Below are 16,727 nucleotides of genomic sequence, written 5' to 3' on the forward strand. Positions count from 1 at the left end.
GTACAAAATTTTAATCATAATCTGTAAAAAATCGTATGTAAGATCTAGCAGAATACCTGCATCAATGCAATCGGACTTCGAAAGTCCAAACATTATTGTGAAATAGCCGATCGATTAACATGACTGTGTGAAAAAATATCTCGTAAGGCGCCGAAATACGTTCGTACAGCAATGCAGCGAATCTCGTCTATGGTCTCAATACTGGCTGGCGGTTCTTGTCAAGCGCAAAGATGCTCACCCTTGGTCCGGCGGGCAGCGCAACGCCGCCTCCACCTCCTCGCGGGTCTTGCCCCGCACGGCGTAGCCCATCGCCTCGAAGCGCTCGATCAGGGCCGGGCTGTCCTCGGTGGCGCAGGCGGCCCAGGCGGCCAGCCGCTCGTTCATGGTGTGGAGTTCGGCGGACGGGTTACGGTGAGGAACGGTCGTGTCGCTCATGAGACGGCCTCAGTCTCGGCAGGGTCTTGCCGGCGTGACAACACTGGGTCAACGCGCCGGCAGCCGTCATGGTTGTGTCGTAAAACGCCGCCCTCACTCCATGGTGGGCGCCAGCGTCTTCACCCCCGGCACGTCCTCGCCGAGCCAGGCGGCGTTCTTGGCGGTGCCGTCGAAGGTGGCGCTCGTCTTGAACAGCTCGTACTTGCCCTCGAGCGCGTAGGGGCGGCTGCGGGACAGGAGTTCCGCCACCGTCGCCTTGTCCATCGGCGTGAAGGTCTTCACCGCCTCGAAGGCCTGGTCGAGGTCGCGCTGGTTCTGGATGCCGGTGATGACCACCGAGGTCTGCAGATTCAGCGAGAAGTGCAGGTACTCGATCGGCTTGATCGGCGCATCGCTCTTCAGGATCACCCCGTCGCCGAAGGTCTTCATGGCGAGCGCCGCGATGCCGTTCTGCACCAGATAGGGCAGCACGAGGTGGCCGAAGCTGCGGAAATGCGCGTCCATCACGTTGAGCGGCATCTGCACGGAATCGAAGTGGAAGCCGCGCTCGGCCGCCACTTCGAGCATCTGGAGGTGGATGCGCGGGTCCTTGTGGCCGGTGAAGCCGATATAGCGCAGCTTGCCGGCTTTTTTGGCCTCGACGAACGCCTCCATGGCGCCGCCCTCGGCGAAGACCCGATCGGGGTCGTCGTAGCGCAGGATCTCGTGATGCTGGACGAGGTCGATCCGGTCGGTGCGCAGGCGGCGCAGCGACTGGTCGATCTGCTTCATGGCTTCCTGCTTGGTCCGCCCGTCCATCTTGGACATCAGGAAGACCTTGTTGCGATACCCGTCCTGCTCGAGGGCGATGCCCATCCGCTCCTCCGAGCGGCCCTCGTTGTAGTCCCAGCAATTGTCCATGAAGGTGATGCCGCGGTCGATGCCCTCATGCATCAGCCGCGTCGCCTCGGCATCGGTCACCGCGCTCTTGCCGAGATGGAAGCCGCCCATGCCGATGGCGGAGATCGTTTCGCCCGTGCGTCCGAAGGGACGGTAGAGCATCTCGCCCCGGCGCTCGCCCGGATCGGTGACCAGCGGCAGATCGGCCGGGTCGGCGGGCCGGGTGCCCGGCAGGGGAGGGGGCGGGGCGTTGTTCACAGCCGCCCCCGCGCTGCCGGAGACGGCGAGACCGGCCCCGAGGGCGGCGCCTTGCAGGAAGCTGCGACGTTCCATGGCGATTCTCCTGAGATAAGGGTCATCGGGAGGCCTCCGCGAGCCGGTGTGCCGCGTGGAGCAGGCGCATCGCCGCGCAGGCCGCGCCGTAGCCGTTGTCGATGTTGACGACCGCGATGCCGGGGGCGCAGCTCGCCAGCACCGCGTCGAGGGCGGCGCGCCCGCCTTGCGCCACGCCGTAGCCGACCGAGGTCGGCACCGCGATCACCGCCCCGGCGACGAGGCCGCCGAGCACGCTCGGCAGGGCCGCATCCATGCCGGCGGCGCAGATGACGACCGGATGGGCCCGGATCTCCTCGATCCGCCGGGTCAGCCGCCACAAGCCGGCGACGCCGACATCGGCGATCAGCGTGGTGGCATGGCCCTGATAGGCCAGCGTCCGCTCGGCCTCGCGGGCCACCGGCACGTCCGAGGTGCCGGCCGCCACGATGGCGATGCGGGAAGGGCCCACGACGGGCCTCGCCGCGCCGAAGAAGGCGGTGCGCGAGACCGGGCAGTAATCGAGCCGGTCGCGGTAGGTCAGCGCCACATGGCGCTCCGGGTCGAGGCGGGTGACGAGAAAGCGCGCGCCGCGCTCGTCGGCGGCGGCCAGGATGGCGTCGATCTGGGCCGGCGACTTGCCGGCGGCGAAGACCGCCTCGTCGAGGCCGATCCGTTCGTTGCGGGCGAAGTCGAGGGTGAATTCGTCGCTCAAGTTCACCGCGCCGGCCCTCCGACCAGAAAGGCGCTGCCGGTGCGGTAGGGTGCGAAGGAGATCGGCGCCGCGGCGAGCCGAGCCGGGGCGCGGGCGGCGATGCGGCGGCCGAGATCGCTTCGTGCCGGCTCGGTCAGGCCGGCGAGGCTCTGCGCGTCGAGTTCCACCACGATGCCCGCGGCGCGCACCCGGCAGCGCACGGCGCTCTTCGCCCCCGTGACCGTCAGGTCTTCGCCCACCAGCCGCTCGACGGCGTGGATGAAGGCCAGGGTCTCGGGTTCGATGCGGATGCCGGTCTCGACCCGGCTCGACAGGCAGGGGGCGGCGGGCAGTTCCGCCACCGCGCCGAGGCCCAGGTCGCGGGCGAGCGCCCGCACCATCGCCTTGCTGAACCCGGCTTCGACGAAGGGGTGGCGCACCCCGTGCTCCCGGGCGGCGTCGAGGCCGGGGCGGTACTCGCCGAGATCGTCGAGATTGGCGCCGGATACCATCTGGCGGTCGGTCACCTGCCGGATCGCCCCGTAGAGGTTGGTCTTGCAGAAGAAGCAGCGGTTGACCGGATTCTCGCGATAGGCCGGGTCGGCGAATTCGCCGGCCTCGATCACCCGCAAGGCCCAGCCCTCGCGGGCGGCCTCCGCCCGCACCCGCGCGGTCGCCTCGCCCGGCACGGCGGGGGAGACGGCGTGGACCATCAGGGGCGGCTCAGGGCTGGTGCGATGCGCGATCGTCGCCAGCGTCAGGCTGTCGACCCCGCCGCTCACCGCGACGGCGATGGGCCCGAGGCCGGACAGGACGGTTTCGAGGGGCGGGCTCATCGCTCGTCCTCCGGCAGCGACAAGGCCCGACGCTCGGCCTCGCGGCGCAGGGACTGGCGGGCGGCGTGGCCCTCCGTCGCCAAGGCATCGTCGGATTCCGCCTTGGCGGTGCGCCCGCCCGGCCGCGCGACGCTCTTCACCCTGACCGTCTTGCCCCCAACCTCGACGGTGTCGAGGCGCCGCCTGAGCGCGGTGCCCGAGACGGTGTGATGGCGTAGCCCGATCGTCGTGGTCTCGCGAAAGCAGGCCTCGATCGCCTCCTCGATCGCGTCGGCCCGGACGAGCGCCCGGACATGGGTCATCATCCGGCCCTTCTTGCCGAAGACCGGCATCTGCACGACGTCGAAGATTTTGTCGTGCGCCCGCAGCCGGTCGAGTCCCATGGCGAGGTCTTCCGCCGACTGGTCGTCGACCTCGAACTCGATGATGCCGAGCTCCCGGTGACCGGGAGAACCCGTCTCGCCCTGTTCCTCGAAGGCGAGCACCCGCAGCACGTTGCTCAGGCCCGGCAGCACCTTGGTGCCGAAGCCGAGCCCGCTGCGCAGGAGCCGGCGCGGGCCGCTCGTCCTGGGCTGGCCTTCGCAGAGATGGCGCAGGATCGCCGCCCCCGTCGGGGTCACGCGCTCGCCCGGCACGCCGTCGTCGAGGGTGAGGAAGCCTTCGAGCAGGAGCGCGGTGGCGGGCGCCGGGACCGGCAGGGGCCCGTGCTGGGTCCGCACCCGGCCGGAGCCGAGCGGCAGCGCCGAGACCGACCAGCGGGTGGCGCCGATCGCGTCGATCAGGTGCGCCGCCGCCACGATGTCGGCGATCGAATCCCAGGCCCCGACCTCGTGGAACGCCACGTCCTCGACCGGGATGCCATGCACCCGCGCCTCGGCCTCGGCCAGGTGCCCGAAGATCGCGAGAGCGTGGGCGAGTGATGCCGGAGACAGCCCGCTCGCCTCCAGGTCGCGGCGGATCGCGGACCAGTGCCGGTGCGCGGGGTGGCCGCCGTGATGGTGATGGCCGTGATGGTCGTCGGGGTGATGAGGGTGATCGTGGTGATGGTCGCCGTGACGATGGCCGTGATCGTCCGCGTCCGCCGGCCGGTCGGGCGCCTCGCCCTCGGGGACGGTGACCGCGAAGCGCCGGCCCTGGAGCACGCCGTCGCCATGGGCGAGGAGCGCGCAAGTCGTGCGGCCGCGGCTTGCCCGCGCCACGCTCTCGCGCACCCCCGCCTCGTGCTCCGGAAAGGCGTCGAGGAGCGCCGCCGCGAACATGTCGCCGGCCACTCCGCCGACGGCGTCGAGATGAATCTGCATCGCGTCCTTCGTCCCGGCATCGACCGGATGCCGGTCGGGGGCACATCGGCCCGCAGGGGCCGACGGCAAGCGCCCCGGACAGACGGTCGCAGCGCGGACGACGCGGATTTTTCTCGCGGAATCTCCTCACGAGACCGGTTTTTCCAGCCTGCCCGGTGGATCACCCGCCGCCCGCCGGGGCATAAGCCCGCTCAACACCGCAAATACAGGAGAGGACGCGACCCATGCCCATCACCGGAGAGAACCTGATCGGCGCCGCCGCCCGCCGGGGCGAGGGCGAGACCTTCCGGGCCGTCGAGGCCGCCACCGGCAACAGCCTGGAGCCGGCCTTCGCCTCGGCGACCCCGGCCGACGTGGAGCGGGCCTGCGTACTCGCCGCCGCGGCCTTCGACACCTACCGCGAGACGTCGCTGGAGGACCGCGCCCGCTTCCTCGAAGCGGTGGCCGAGGCCATCCTGGGCGTCGGCGACGACTTGATCGTGCGCTGCATGGCCGAGAGCGGCCTGCCCCGCGCCCGGTTGGAGGGCGAGCGCGGGCGCACCGTCGGGCAGCTGAAGATGTTCGCCGGCGTGGTGCGCGACGGCGGCTTCCTGGAGGCCAGGGTCGACCCGGCGCAACCCGAGCGCAAGCCGCTGCCGCGCCCGGACCTGCGCCTGCGCCAGATCGCCGTCGGCCCGGTCGCGGTGTTCGGCGCCTCGAACTTCCCGCTCGCCTTCTCGGTCGCGGGCGGCGACACGGCCTCCGCGCTCGCCGCCGGCTGCCCGGTGGTGGCCAAGGCCCATCCGGCCCATCCGGGCACCTCGGAGCTGGTCGGCCGCGCGGTGCAGGCGGCGGTCAAGCAATGCGGGTTGCCCGAGGGCGTGTTCTCGCTTCTCCTCGATGCCGGCATCGCGGTCGGCCAGGCGCTGGTCGCCGATCCGCGCATCGCGGCGGTCGGCTTCACCGGCTCGCGCCGCGGCGGCGTCGCGCTGATGCAGGCCGCCGCCGCTCGCCCGGTGCCGATCCCGGTCTATGCCGAGATGAGCAGCATCAACCCGGTCGTCCTGCTGCCGGCGGCTCTGGAGGCACGGGGCCGCGACATCGGCCGCGCCTTCGTCGGCTCGCTCACCCTCGGTTCGGGCCAGTTCTGCACCAATCCGGGCCTGATCCTGGCGGTCGAGGGTGCCGGTCTCGACGGCTTCGTCGAGGCGGCCTCCGCCGCCCTCAAGGAAGTCCAGGCCGCCACGATGCTGACGCCCGGCATCCACAAGGCCTATTGCGCCGGCGTCGCGGCGCTCGAGGCCAACCCGGCCGTGGCCACGCTCGCCCGGGGGCTTGCCGGAGGCACCCACCAGGGCCAGGCGGCCTTGTTCTCGACGACCGCGGACGCCTTCCTCGCCGACCATACCCTGGCCGAGGAGGTGTTCGGCGCCGCCTCGCTGGTGGTGCGCTGCCCCGACCTCGCGACGATCAAGGCGGTCCTGGAGCGGCTGGAGGGCCAGCTGACGGCGGCAATCCACCTCGACGAGGCCGACCACGACGCGGCCCGGGCGCTGCTGCCGGTGCTGGAGCGCCGGGTCGGGCGCATCCTGGTCAACGGCTTCGGCACCGGCGTCGAGGTCGGCCATGCCATGGTGCATGGCGGGCCGTACCCGGCGACCTCGGACGGCCGCACCACCTCGGTCGGCAGCCTGGCGATCCATCGCTTCCTGCGCCCGGTGAGCTACCAGGACCTGCCCGAGTCCCTGCTGCCCGCCGCCCTGAAGGATGCCAACCCGCTCAAGCTGTGGCGGCGGCAGGACGGGAAGGCCGTGGCGCCGGGCGCCTGATCCCGCGCCGTCCCGGGAGGCCTCGCCGCCTCCCGGGACGGCCGGAACCCGCCCCCTGTATCCTCGTTGATCGCCGCACCAGAAGGAAAGCCGCGATGATCGATACGAGCCGCATCAAGGAGCACATGCCGGTCGTCGGTTCCGACGGCGGTCATGTCGGCACCATCGATCACCTCGACGGGCAGCGGATCAAGCTGACGAAGACCGACCCGGAGGCCGGCGGCCACCACCACTTCATCCATGTGGATTCGATCGCCGGCATCGAGGATGGGCAGGTGCGCCTCAACCGCACGAAGGCCGAGGCGAAGGACGAGTGGGCGACGGCGTAAGGCCTCGCGCTTCCCGGGCGGAACGCCTTTCGGCTGAGGGCAGGCCGCCAATGGAGGATGCAACCCAAGGCTCTGATTCGAGTTAGGTTAACAATCCTGGACGAAAAAAAGGCCGCCCTGCGAGAAGGCGGCCCGAGTCTAGGGAGGAAACGCCCGAGGAGGGCGCGAGCAGCGCAGCGGCATCGCCACCGCCCTGCACAGGACAAACCCGGTCCGCTGCCGCGTGGTTCCCGGGCGTGAACTGAGACCAAGGTCCGCCTCGGCGGGCCTTCTTTTTGCCGTGATCGGCGCGGCGTGAGCCTCGTCCGATCGCGCTGCGATCGGACGCTGCCCTACGGGACGAGGCAGGTCCGGGTTGTCACGACCTTGTGCCATCCCCACGGTGTCGGCCCGACGCGCCGGGTGGTCGTGCAGCCGGGTCCATAGCCCACGGGCCGGCCGTAGACGGGATAGGACCCCGCCACAAGGACGCGCCGGGGACCACCCCGCGCGATGATCGGGCGCCCGCTCCAGTGCGGTCCATGCCAGTGCGAACCGTGCCAGCCGCCGCCGCGGTGAGGGTGGTGACCGCCTCCGCCATGATGGTGATGCCCACCATGGCCGCGATGGTGGTGGCCGTGCGGGCCGCCATGATGATGCCCGCCATGATGATGCCCGCCATGATGATGCCCGCCATGAGCCGATGCCGGCGAGATCGAGATGGCGCCGAGCACGAGGGCTGTCGCCGCTACGAGACCGAAAGACGTGTTCATCGCGTTTGGACCTCTCGAGAAGTCCCCCCGCGTCCCCATGACGGAGGACGGCTGAATGGCGAGGCTCCGCCTCGTTCATCGGCCGTGCAGGCACGCCGATCCCCGGGCCCGACGGGTGGCGAGGGAGGCGCGCACCGGACCGTCCTGCTTGTTATGGCTTGGCTCGCCGGTGTCATGGTACGGATCGTGCCTCACGCGATCCGTGCAGAGCCCCGGGCCTCTGGCGCGGTAACCCATGGCTGCGAGACACATGCGGACGATCGACACGCAGGCCTTCCTCACGGATCTCCACGACCTGCGGGCCATCGGCCGCTTCCGCACCGGCGTGCACCGTCCGACCTATTCCCCGCAGGACATGGAATCCCGGCGCTGGCTGATGCGGCGCCTGGAGGAATGCGGCCTTCGACCCGCGATCGACGGCGTCGGCACCGTGCTCGGCCGTCATCCGGGGGCGGGGCCGCATCTCCTCGTCGGCAGCCACATCGAGAGCCAGAACGAGGCCGGCTGGCTCGACGGGGCGCTCGGCGTGGTGGCGGGGATCGCGCTGGCCCGGGCCGGGCTGCCGGTCGATGTCTGCGCCTTCGCCGACGAGGAGGGGCATTTCGACGTCGGCTTTCTCGGCAGCCGCTCCGCCATCGGCGAGGTCACCGAGGCCGAGATCGACGGCAGCCGCAACCGCACCGACGGTACCCCCTTGCGCGAGGCGCTTGAAGCGGCCGGTCTCGCCGGCCTGCCACGGATGCAACTGGAGCCGGGACGTTACCGCGGCTTCCTGGAGATGCATATCGAGCAGGGCACGCAGCTCGAAGCGGCGGGCCGGCGCCTCGGCATCGTCACCGGCATCGTGGCGATCTGGCAATGGCGGATCGTGATCGAGGGCGCGCAGGACCATGCCGGCGGCACGACCATGGCGGAGCGCCGGGATGCGGGGCTCACCGCCGTGCGCCTGCTCGCCGCCATCGACGACGCCTTCCCGCAGGTCTGCGGCGAGCGCAGCACCTGGACCACCGGCCGGATCATCCTCGATCCCGGCGCGCCGAGCATCATCCCGGGCCGGGCCGAGATCCTGTTCCAGTTCCGCGACGTCTCGATGCCGGTGCTGGAGCGGATGGAGGCGACCCTGCGGGCGCTGATCCGCGAGAGCAACCGGCGCGAGCGCTGCACCGCGACCCTGCACGCGATCTCCCGCAACAGCCCGGCCCTGTGCGATCCCGGCCTGATGGCCGCTCTCTCGGGGGCGGCCGAGGCCCTGTGCCCGGGCAACTGGCAGACGATGCCCTCGGGGGCCGGCCACGACGCCCAGAACGTCGCCAAGATGATGCCCGCCGCGATGCTGTTCGTGCCCTCGATCGGCGGCATCAGCCATCATTGGGCCGAGGACACGAAGGAAGAGGACCTGGTGCTCGGCGTGCAGGCGCTGGCCGCGGCGGCGGAGCGGGCGCTCGCCTGACCGGGTGCCCGGATGTGTTTGTATTTATTCAAATGAAGATTTGTTTCTCCACAAGTAGAGTGTCTGTCTCATCGTGTCTGAACGTTGACGGTCGGTGTCTCATGCCGTAGGGCCAGCCCAAGCGTAGCTATTCGTGTAGATCCCGACCGTGACTGTGAAAACTTTCCGGGGCGGTGCCGCCGTTGCGGCCGCCCTGTCGATGACCTGTGCCGTGCCGAGCCTGGCCCTGATGCCGCAGGCGGCGCGGGCACAGGCTGCCGCCGATGTCTCGCCCGAAATCCAGCTCGACGAGATCTCGGTCGCCGGCAGCAGCGGCAACCCCTTGAAGACCGACGGGTATCTCGCCCGCAACACGGTCAGCGCGACCCGCACCGACACGCCGCTGCGCGAGGTGCCCCAGACCGTCGTGCCGGTGCCGCGGCAGGTTCTCGAGGATGCGGCGGCGACGCGGATCGACACCGCGCTCGATCTCGCCGGCGTCGGCCGCGCGAACAATTTCGGCGGTCTCGGCCTCACCGAGTTCACCATCCGGGGCTTTGCCACCGGCGAGTATTATCGCAACGGCTTCCCGATCAACCGCGGCTACCCGAACTCGCCCGACATCGTGTCGATCGAGCGGATCGAGGTGCTGAAAGGCCCCTCGGCCTTCCTCTATGGCCGCGGCGATCCCGGCGGCACCTTCAACATCGTGACGAAGCAGCCGACGCCTGAGCGCTCGCTCACGATCGGCACGCAATTCGGCAGCTTCAACGCCAAGCGCAGCACCTTCGACGCCACCGGCGCCCTCGACGAGGGCGGCACGGTGCTCGCCCGCCTCACCGGCGCGGTCGAGGACAACGGCAGCTTCCGCGATTTCGTCCACGGCGACCGCACCTACCTCGCCCCCGTCATCGCTTGGAAGCCGAATGCCGACACCACGGTGACGCTGGAAGGCGAGTTCATCAGCGCCGGCCAGATCTTCGACCGCGGCATCGTGCCGTTGCGCGGCGACCTGCGGGCGGTGCCGCGCAGCCGCTACATCGGCGAGCCGGGCCTGCCGCCGTTCCGCAACGACAACGCGCTCGGCCAGTTGCGCGTCGAGCATAAGCTCGACGCGGACTGGGTCATCAATGCCGGCGCACAGCTCCTGGCCGGCAACCTCGCCGGCCAGGCGGTCCAGGCCACCGGGACCGTCGGGAACAATGGCGTGTTCTCGCGCACCTACGACCGGCGCGAACTGACCTGGTCGGACCTCGACCTGCAGATCAACCTCGCCGGCAAGTTCGAGACCGGTGCCTTCCGCCACACCCTGCTCGTCGGCCTCGAGCGCGACGCCTTGCGCTACCGCGAGGCCATCCCCCTCATCTCGAACCCCGCCATCAATCCTTTCGCTCTGAACCTGCTGGCGCCGGTCTACGGCCAGCCGCTTCCCGTCCCCACGCGGCCGTTCAGCGACTTCCTGCAGAACACCACAAGCTATGCTGCTTACGTCCAGGACCAGATCGACCTGACGCCGAAGCTCCATGCCCTCGTCGGCGTGCGGGTCGAGGACATCGCCCTCGATACGGCGAACTATATCAACAAGACGATCACGCGGCAGCAGGGCAATGCGGCGACGCCGCGCATCGGCCTGGTCTACGACGTGACCGAGATTGCCTCGATCTACGGCAACTACTCCCAGTCGTTCCGGCCCAATCCCGGCACCGACCGCACTGGCCGGCCCTTCCCGTTCCAGCAGGCCGAGAGCGTCGAGACCGGGGTCAAGCTCAGCCTCCTCGACGGCCGGCTGGATGCCACCGCCGCCTTCTTCGACATCCGGCGCACCAACCAGCTCGTCACCGATCCGGTCGACCAGGGCTTCAACACCGCGGCCGGGGCGGCGCGGAGCCGCGGCTTCGACATGAGCGTGGTGGGTTTCCTCGCCCCGGGCTGGCGGGTGATCGGCACCTACGCCTTCGTCGATGCCGCGCTCACCGAGGCTACCACCGCCCCGGTCGGCGCCCGGCTCGCCAATATCCCGCAGAACAGTCTTGCGGTGCAGAGCGTCTACGAGTTCCAGGACGGGCCTTTGCGCGGCCTCGGGCTCGGCGGCGGGATCACCTATGTCGGCTCGCGCCTGGCCGGCGAAGCCCGCCCGACCTTCAAGCTGCCGGACTACACCCTCGCCAACCTGATCTCGTATTACACGATCACGCCCGACGTGCGGGTGTACCTGAACGTCGACAACCTGTTCGACGAGCGCTACTTCGACCGCTCGTGGCAGAACCGCTACGCGACGCCGGGCCTCCCGCGCACGATCATGGGTGGGGTGGCGGCCCGGTTCTGAGCGCTTGTCCAAGCAGCTTCGACTGTCGAAATCTGACAGTGAGCATCGAAATATCCTGCCTATTTACCTCATTCTGAGGTGTTAGTCGATCGAAGATCGACTGACCTCGAAGGAGGGCTCCAGAAGTCTCGGTGGTTTCTGGAGCCCTCCTTCGAGGCTCCCTGCGGTCGCACTTCAGGATGAGGTGAATGTTTGGGATTGCCCCGATCACCTCAAGTCTTGGTTGGAAAATCGTGCTCAACCAGGCTCGGAGGCTGACGGCAGGGGCGGGCTCCGCCATAAGGCCGTCATGACCACAATCCACGACTTCGCCCCCGCCGCCCCGGACGGTACGCCCCACCCGCTCGCGCAGTACCGGGGCAAGGTGCTGCTCGTCGTCAACACCGCCTCGGCCTGCGGCTTCACCCCGCAATATGCCGGGCTCGAAGAGCTGTGGCGGCGCCACCGCGACGCCGGCCTCGTGGTCCTGGGCTTTCCCTGCAACCAGTTCGGCGCCCAGGAGCCGGGCGACGCCGCCGAGATCGCCCGGTTCTGCACGCTCAAATACGACGTGACCTTCCCGCTCCTCGCCAAGGTCGAGGTGAACGGGGCGAAGGCCGAGCCGCTGTTCTCCCATCTGAAGCAGGAAAAGCCGGGTCTGCTCGGCACCCAGGCGATCAAGTGGAACTTCACCAAGTTCCTGATCGGCCGCGACGGGCGGGTGATCGAACGCTTCGCCCCGCGGGTGAAGCCGGAGGCGCTGGAGGCCGCGGTGGAGAAGGCTTTGGCCGAGACGATGTGATATCGTCACTTCAAGTGCGCTTGAAGAATAAGTCGCGGGATCCCCTCTCCCGAGTGGGCTAGCGTATTCACACATCTCGGTTCGAGCGCTTCTCCATTTGAAAGTCGCGCGCCTCTCCTCCCCAGGCGATCCCGGGCTTGCCCGAGATCGCTCAAGCTTGTGGGGAGGAGTTGGAGGTGGGGGTGGTGCCGGATAGAGCGCTGCGGTGCCTCCTGCACCACCCCCACCCCTGACCCCTCCCCACAAGGGGGAGGGGAAAACGCGCACAGTTACAGTGGTTTAGCTCTCTGAGGAGAAGTGTGAATCCGCTAGCCCGAGTGGGAGAGGGGTAGGGGCGATCGAAGATCGCGCAGGGTGGCACGCTTCCGCGTAGAGCGCTGAGTGTCTAGCCGCACAGCTCGACGGTTCAGGGTCATTGCGGACACCGAGCCACCCTCACCCCTGACCCCTCTCCCACTCGGGAGAGGGGAATCGCGCTTTATCCTTGCCTTTGGCCGATGCCGTCACACGCGCCATCACGTACATGGCCCGGATGGGCAGATCGGGGATTGGGCATCGCCCTGAACAGCCGAGCCTGGTGTGAGGCCATCATCCGGCCAAAATGGCCGAGCTAGACCTTGAGGCGTGACGAGGTCCCGTCGCCCCGGAAATCCGCCCATGTCCCTGTCCCGCCGCTCCCTCCTGGCCGCCTCCCTGGCGGCCATCCCCGCCCTCGCCACCGGGGCCCTGGCGCAGACGGAGGGCCAGTGGCGCGCGGTGACCGGCGACAACGGCCAGCCGATCCCCAACACCCGCCTGCCGGGCGAACTCGCCTCCGAGATCGGGACCTTGCGCGGCGTGACCTGGCTCGGGCCGCGGGAGGCCTCGGTCACCCTCTACGAATTCTTCGACTACAATTGCCCGTGGTGCCGGGCGGCGGCGCGCGACCTCGACGACCTCGTCAAGGCCAATCCGGACCTGCGCATCGGCTTGATCAACAACCCGATCCTGTCGGTGCAGTCGGCCCAGGCCGCCAAGGTGGCGATGGCCGTGCAGCGCACCGGCGGCTCGGCCGCGACCGCCAAGCTCTACACGGCGCTGCTCGGACCCGGCACCTCCGGACGGATCGACGGGCTCCGGGCGCTCGACGCAGCCGCCCGCCTCGGCCTCGACCGGGCGGCGATCGAGCAGGGGGCGGATTCGGACGAGGTGCGCGAGGCCCTGAAGAGCCAGATGCGGCTCGCCGCTAATCTCGGCCTGCACGCGACCCCGTCCTACGTCGTCGGCACCTCGGCGCTTCTCGGCTATCCGGGACCGAAGAGCCTCGCCCGGGTCCTCGCCAGCGTGGCCGAATGCGACGAGATCGCCTGCGGGAGCTGACGATGGCCGACCTGCGAAATCATTCGGAAACCGTGACGAAACCTCCTCGGCCCGGCGCCGCGGAGGAAGAATCCCTGCCGCGTCCGGCAGGAGGCGCTTCGCGCGAGCGCAATCCGACCATCGTCGAAGTGCCGCCCCGTTGACGCAACCGCGAGGCGCCGGATGGGTTTAAGCCTACGGCCCGCCTCGCGATTGCCGCGCCTCCGCTCGCCTTGCGCCCCTTAAAAACCCATGCTAGGCCGGCGCCGCGCCGGGGGAGGGGGCAGTCTTCTCGCGCCGGAGCCTTTCCCATCATCGACGGGCCGCGCGCCGCCGCCGCTCTTTTCCAGACCGGCGCGATCGGCCGGACCCGTCGGGCCAGGACATGAAGAGAGAGCGCTGGTGGCTCAGAACGCATCGGAATCGGGTTCCCCCCTGGCGGGCGTCGCCGGGCGGTACGCCTCGGCGTTGTTCGAGCTCGCGCGCGACGAGCGGGCCGTCGACGCGGTGGCCGAGGGGCTCGACCGGTTCGACGCCCTGCTGACCGAGAGCGCCGACCTGCGGCGCCTCGTGCGCAGCCCGGCCTTCTCGGCCGAGGATCAGGTCAAGGCGATCGAGGCCGTGCTGGCCAAGGCCGGCATCGGGGGGCTGGCCGGCAACTTCATCCGCCTGTCGGCCGCCAACCGCCGCCTGTTCGCCCTGCCGGACATGATCCGCGCCTATCGCGAGCTGGTGCGCGAATCGAAGGGCATCGTCCGCGCCGAGGTGCGGCTCGCCGAGCAGCCTTCCGACGCGGTGCTCCAGGACATCAAGGCGTCCCTCAAGGACGTCGCGAAGGCCGAGGTCGATCTCGATCTCCGCATCGATCCGAGCCTGATCGGCGGCATCGTCGTCAAGCTCGGCTCGCGCATGGTCGACGCTAGCTTGCGCACCAAGCTCAACAGCATCCGCCTGGCGATGCAGGGCGCCCGCTAAGGGCCCCGACGCACCCGCCGACCCAGAACAACGCCCGACACGAACGAACGAGGGAAGGTCCAGATGGACATCCGTGCCGCCGAGATCTCCGCCATCCTGAAGGAGCAGATCAAGAACTTCGGCCAGGAGGCCGAGGTCACCGAGGTCGGTCAGGTCCTGTCGGTCGGCGACGGCATCGCCCGCGTCTACGGCCTCGACAACGTCCAGGCCGGTGAGATGGTCGAGTTCGAGTCGGGCGTGCGCGGCATGGCCCTGAACCTCGAGCAGGACAATGTCGGCGTCGTGATCTTCGGCTCCGACCGCGAGATCAAGGAAGGCCAGACCGTCAAGCGCACCGGCGCCATCGTGGACGTGCCGGTCGGCAAGGGCCTGCTCGGCCGCGTCGTCGACGCGCTCGGCAACCCGATCGACGGCAAGGGCCCGATCGTCGCCGAGAAGCGCAGCCGGGTCGACGTGAAGGCCCCGGGTATCATCCCGCGCAAGTCGGTGCACGAGCCGATGGCGACCGGCCTCAAGGCGATCGACGCCCTGATCCCGATCGGCCGCGGCCAGCGCGAGCTGATCATCGGCGACCGCCAGACCGGCAAGACCGCCGTCGCGCTCGACACCATCCTGAACCAGAAGCCGGCCCATGCCGGCACCGATGAGAAGGCCAAGCTGTACTGCGTCTACGTCGCGGTCGGCCAGAAGCGTTCCACCGTCGCGCAGTTCGTGAAGGTGCTCGAGGATAACGGCGCGATGGAGTACTCCATCGTTATCGCCGCCACCGCCTCCGACGCCGCCCCGATGCAGTTCCTGGCGCCCTTCGCCGGCTGCGCCATGGGCGAGTACTTCCGCGATAACGGCATGCACGCCGTGATCGTGTACGACGACCTGTCGAAGCAGGCCGTAGCCTACCGCCAGATGTCGCTGCTGCTGCGCCGCCCGCCGGGCCGCGAGGCCTATCCGGGCGACGTGTTCTACCTGCATTCCCGCCTGCTGGAGCGCGCCGCCAAGATGGGCGACGCCGCCGGCAACGGCTCGCTGACCGCGCTCCCGGTCATCGAGACCCAGGCCAACGACGTCTCGGCCTACATCCCGACCAACGTGATCTCGATCACCGATGGCCAGATCTTCCTCGAGACCGACCTGTTCTACCAGGGCGTGCGCCCGGCGGTGAACGTCGGCCTCTCGGTGTCCCGCGTCGGCTCCGCCGCCCAGACCAAGGCGATGAAGTCGGTCGCCGGCAAGATCAAGGGCGAGCTGGCGCAGTACCGCGAGATGGCGGCCTTCGCGCAGTTCGGTTCGGACCTCGACGCCTCGACCCAGAAGCTGCTCAACCGCGGCGCCCGCCTGACCGAGCTCCTGAAGCAGCCGCAATTCTCGCCGCTGAAGATGGAAGAGCAGGTGGCGGTGATCTATGCCGGCGTGAACGGCTACCTCGACGCGATTCCCGTCAACCGGGTCCGCGCCTTCGAGGACGGCCTGCTCTCGACCCTGCGCACCCGCCACGCCGACCTGCTCGACACGATCCGCTCCTCCAAGGAGCTGTCGGCCGACAGCGGCGCCAAGCTGAAGGGCGTGGTCGAGTCCTTCGCCAAGTCCTTCCAGTAAGCCTCCGGCTCGACACCAAAGGACGCTCCGATGGCGAGTCTGAAGGACCTGCGCAATCGCATCACCTCGGTGAAGGCGACCCAGAAGATCACCAAGGCGATGCAGATGGTCGCCGCCGCCAAGCTGCGCCGGGCGCAGATGGCGGCGGAGAGCGCCCGGCCCTATGCCGAGCGCATGGCGCAGGTGCTCGGCAACCTCGCCGCCAACCTGACCCCCGGGGCGGAGACGCCCCGGCTGCTCTCCGGCACCGGCCAGGACCGCACCCACCTGCTCGTCGTCTGCACGGCGGAACGGGGCCTGTGCGGCGCGTTCAACTCCTCGATCTCGCGGCTCGCCCGTGACCATGCCCGGCGGCTGATGGCGCAGGGCAAGACGGTCAAGATCATCTGCGTCGGCAAGAAGGGCTACGACGTCCTGCGTCGCGAGTTCCGCGACCAGATCGTCGAGCTGATCGAGCTGCGCGGCGTGCGCCAGCTCGGCTTCGAGAACGCGGAAGGCATCGCCCGCAACCTGCTCGGCCGCTACGACGCGGGCGAGTTCGACGTCGCGACCCTGTTCTACTCGCGCTTCCGCTCGGTGATCGCCCAGATCCCGACGGCGCAGCAGATCATCCCGGCGGAGATCGCCCCGACGGAGGCCGCCACCACCGGCGCCTCGGCCGACGCGGTCTACGAGTACGAGCCCGGCGAGGGCGAGATCCTCGCCGCCCTTCTCCCGAAGAACCTCACCGTCCAGATCCTCCGGGCGCTCCTGGAAAACGCCGCCTCCGAGCAGGGCGCGCGCATGGGTGCCATGGACAGCGCCACGCGCAACGCCGGCGAGATGATCAAGAAGCAGACCTTGATCTACAACCGGACGCGCCAGGCGATGATCACCAAGGAGTTGATCGAGATCATCTCGGGCGCCGAGGCGCTCTGACCGCACGCAATCAGGGATTAG

Annotated in this window: 15 protein-coding genes; 10 read left to right on the top strand and 5 right to left on the bottom strand. The window is 69.3% G+C overall.

From position 1 onward, the window contains the following. Positions 1-234: 234 nt before the first annotated feature. The 5 genes from HBB12_RS24400 to larC form a co-directional block, all read right to left on the bottom strand. The gene (locus HBB12_RS24400; RefSeq protein ID WP_236991740.1) at positions 235-435 is read right to left on the bottom strand and encodes a hypothetical protein; all 201 of its coding nucleotides are present in this window, start codon (positions 433-435) and stop codon (positions 235-237) included. Positions 436-528: 93 nt separating this feature from the next. Continuing rightward, the gene (locus HBB12_RS24405) at positions 529-1,647 is read right to left on the bottom strand and encodes an aldo/keto reductase (RefSeq protein ID WP_236991741.1); all 1,119 of its coding nucleotides are present in this window, start codon (positions 1,645-1,647) and stop codon (positions 529-531) included. A 22-nt stretch (positions 1,648-1,669) separates the two neighbouring features. After that, the gene (larB, locus tag HBB12_RS24410; protein WP_236991742.1) at positions 1,670-2,347 is read right to left on the bottom strand and encodes a nickel pincer cofactor biosynthesis protein LarB; all 678 of its coding nucleotides are present in this window, start codon (positions 2,345-2,347) and stop codon (positions 1,670-1,672) included. Next, positions 2,344-3,156, bottom strand: a complete 813-nt coding sequence (larE, locus tag HBB12_RS24415) for an ATP-dependent sacrificial sulfur transferase LarE (RefSeq protein ID WP_236991743.1) — start codon at positions 3,154-3,156, stop codon at positions 2,344-2,346. The genes larB and larE overlap by 4 nt, the downstream gene beginning before the upstream one ends. Beyond that, positions 3,153-4,457, bottom strand: coding sequence for a nickel pincer cofactor biosynthesis protein LarC (gene larC, locus HBB12_RS24420; protein WP_236991744.1), 1,305 nt, complete (start codon positions 4,455-4,457; stop codon positions 3,153-3,155). The genes larE and larC overlap by 4 nt, the downstream gene beginning before the upstream one ends. 224 nt (positions 4,458-4,681) lie before the next feature. Between larC and HBB12_RS24425 the strand changes: the two genes are divergently transcribed. From HBB12_RS24425 to HBB12_RS24470, 10 genes are all read left to right on the top strand, one after another. Beyond that, positions 4,682-6,265, top strand: a complete 1,584-nt coding sequence (locus tag HBB12_RS24425; RefSeq protein WP_236991745.1) for an aldehyde dehydrogenase (NADP(+)) — start codon at positions 4,682-4,684, stop codon at positions 6,263-6,265. A gap of 95 nt (positions 6,266-6,360) precedes the next feature. After that, complete coding sequence (locus HBB12_RS24430) at positions 6,361-6,594, top strand: DUF2171 domain-containing protein (protein ID WP_236991746.1); 234 nt, start codon at positions 6,361-6,363, stop codon at positions 6,592-6,594. 1,002 nt (positions 6,595-7,596) lie between these two features. Beyond that, entirely contained in the window at positions 7,597-8,796 is a 1,200-nt protein-coding gene (locus HBB12_RS24435; RefSeq protein ID WP_236991747.1) for a Zn-dependent hydrolase, read from the top strand. Between the two features lie 199 nt (positions 8,797-8,995). Next, on the top strand, positions 8,996-11,101 hold the full coding sequence (locus HBB12_RS24440; RefSeq protein ID WP_236992879.1) for a TonB-dependent siderophore receptor: 2,106 nt from the start codon (positions 8,996-8,998) through the stop codon (positions 11,099-11,101). 289 nt (positions 11,102-11,390) lie between these two features. Continuing rightward, complete coding sequence (locus tag HBB12_RS24445) at positions 11,391-11,882, top strand: glutathione peroxidase (protein ID WP_236991748.1); 492 nt, start codon at positions 11,391-11,393, stop codon at positions 11,880-11,882. Positions 11,883-12,539: 657 nt separating this feature from the next. Then, on the top strand, positions 12,540-13,241 hold the full coding sequence (locus tag HBB12_RS24450) for a DsbA family protein (RefSeq protein ID WP_236991749.1): 702 nt from the start codon (positions 12,540-12,542) through the stop codon (positions 13,239-13,241). Between the two features lie 2 nt (positions 13,242-13,243). Further along, complete coding sequence (locus HBB12_RS24455) at positions 13,244-13,384, top strand: hypothetical protein (protein ID WP_236991751.1); 141 nt, start codon at positions 13,244-13,246, stop codon at positions 13,382-13,384. A 238-nt stretch (positions 13,385-13,622) separates the two neighbouring features. Next, complete coding sequence (locus tag HBB12_RS24460) at positions 13,623-14,195, top strand: F0F1 ATP synthase subunit delta (protein WP_236991752.1); 573 nt, start codon at positions 13,623-13,625, stop codon at positions 14,193-14,195. 63 nt (positions 14,196-14,258) lie between these two features. Continuing rightward, on the top strand, positions 14,259-15,788 hold the full coding sequence (atpA, locus tag HBB12_RS24465; RefSeq protein WP_236991753.1) for a F0F1 ATP synthase subunit alpha: 1,530 nt from the start codon (positions 14,259-14,261) through the stop codon (positions 15,786-15,788). Positions 15,789-15,818: 30 nt separating this feature from the next. After that, the gene (locus HBB12_RS24470) at positions 15,819-16,706 is read left to right on the top strand and encodes a F0F1 ATP synthase subunit gamma (RefSeq protein WP_236991754.1); all 888 of its coding nucleotides are present in this window, start codon (positions 15,819-15,821) and stop codon (positions 16,704-16,706) included. The last annotated feature ends 21 nt before the right edge of the window (positions 16,707-16,727 follow it).

It is taken from the genome of Methylobacterium sp. SyP6R, assembly GCF_019216885.1.
Lineage (GTDB): Bacteria > Pseudomonadota > Alphaproteobacteria > Rhizobiales > Beijerinckiaceae > Methylobacterium.

Bases quoted from the DNA above. Each gene is read 5' to 3' on its own strand.
- HBB12_RS24400 (WP_236991740.1), bottom strand. From the start codon at position 435: ATGAGCGACACGACCGTTCCTCACCGTAACCCGTCCGCCGAACTCCAC.
- HBB12_RS24405 (WP_236991741.1), bottom strand. From the start codon at position 1,647: ATGGAACGTCGCAGCTTCCTGCAAGGCGCCGCCCTCGGGGCCGGTCTC.
- larE (WP_236991743.1), bottom strand. From the start codon at position 3,156: ATGAGCCCGCCCCTCGAAACCGTCCTGTCCGGCCTCGGGCCCATCGCC.
- larC (WP_236991744.1), bottom strand. From the start codon at position 4,457: ATGCAGATTCATCTCGACGCCGTCGGCGGAGTGGCCGGCGACATGTTC.
- HBB12_RS24425 (WP_236991745.1), top strand. From the start codon at position 4,682: ATGCCCATCACCGGAGAGAACCTGATCGGCGCCGCCGCCCGCCGGGGC.
- HBB12_RS24430 (WP_236991746.1), top strand. From the start codon at position 6,361: ATGATCGATACGAGCCGCATCAAGGAGCACATGCCGGTCGTCGGTTCC.
- HBB12_RS24435 (WP_236991747.1), top strand. From the start codon at position 7,597: ATGCGGACGATCGACACGCAGGCCTTCCTCACGGATCTCCACGACCTG.
- HBB12_RS24440 (WP_236992879.1), top strand. From the start codon at position 8,996: ATGACCTGTGCCGTGCCGAGCCTGGCCCTGATGCCGCAGGCGGCGCGG.
- HBB12_RS24445 (WP_236991748.1), top strand. From the start codon at position 11,391: ATGACCACAATCCACGACTTCGCCCCCGCCGCCCCGGACGGTACGCCC.
- HBB12_RS24450 (WP_236991749.1), top strand. From the start codon at position 12,540: ATGTCCCTGTCCCGCCGCTCCCTCCTGGCCGCCTCCCTGGCGGCCATC.
- HBB12_RS24455 (WP_236991751.1), top strand. From the start codon at position 13,244: ATGGCCGACCTGCGAAATCATTCGGAAACCGTGACGAAACCTCCTCGG.
- atpA (WP_236991753.1), top strand. From the start codon at position 14,259: ATGGACATCCGTGCCGCCGAGATCTCCGCCATCCTGAAGGAGCAGATC.
- HBB12_RS24470 (WP_236991754.1), top strand. From the start codon at position 15,819: ATGGCGAGTCTGAAGGACCTGCGCAATCGCATCACCTCGGTGAAGGCG.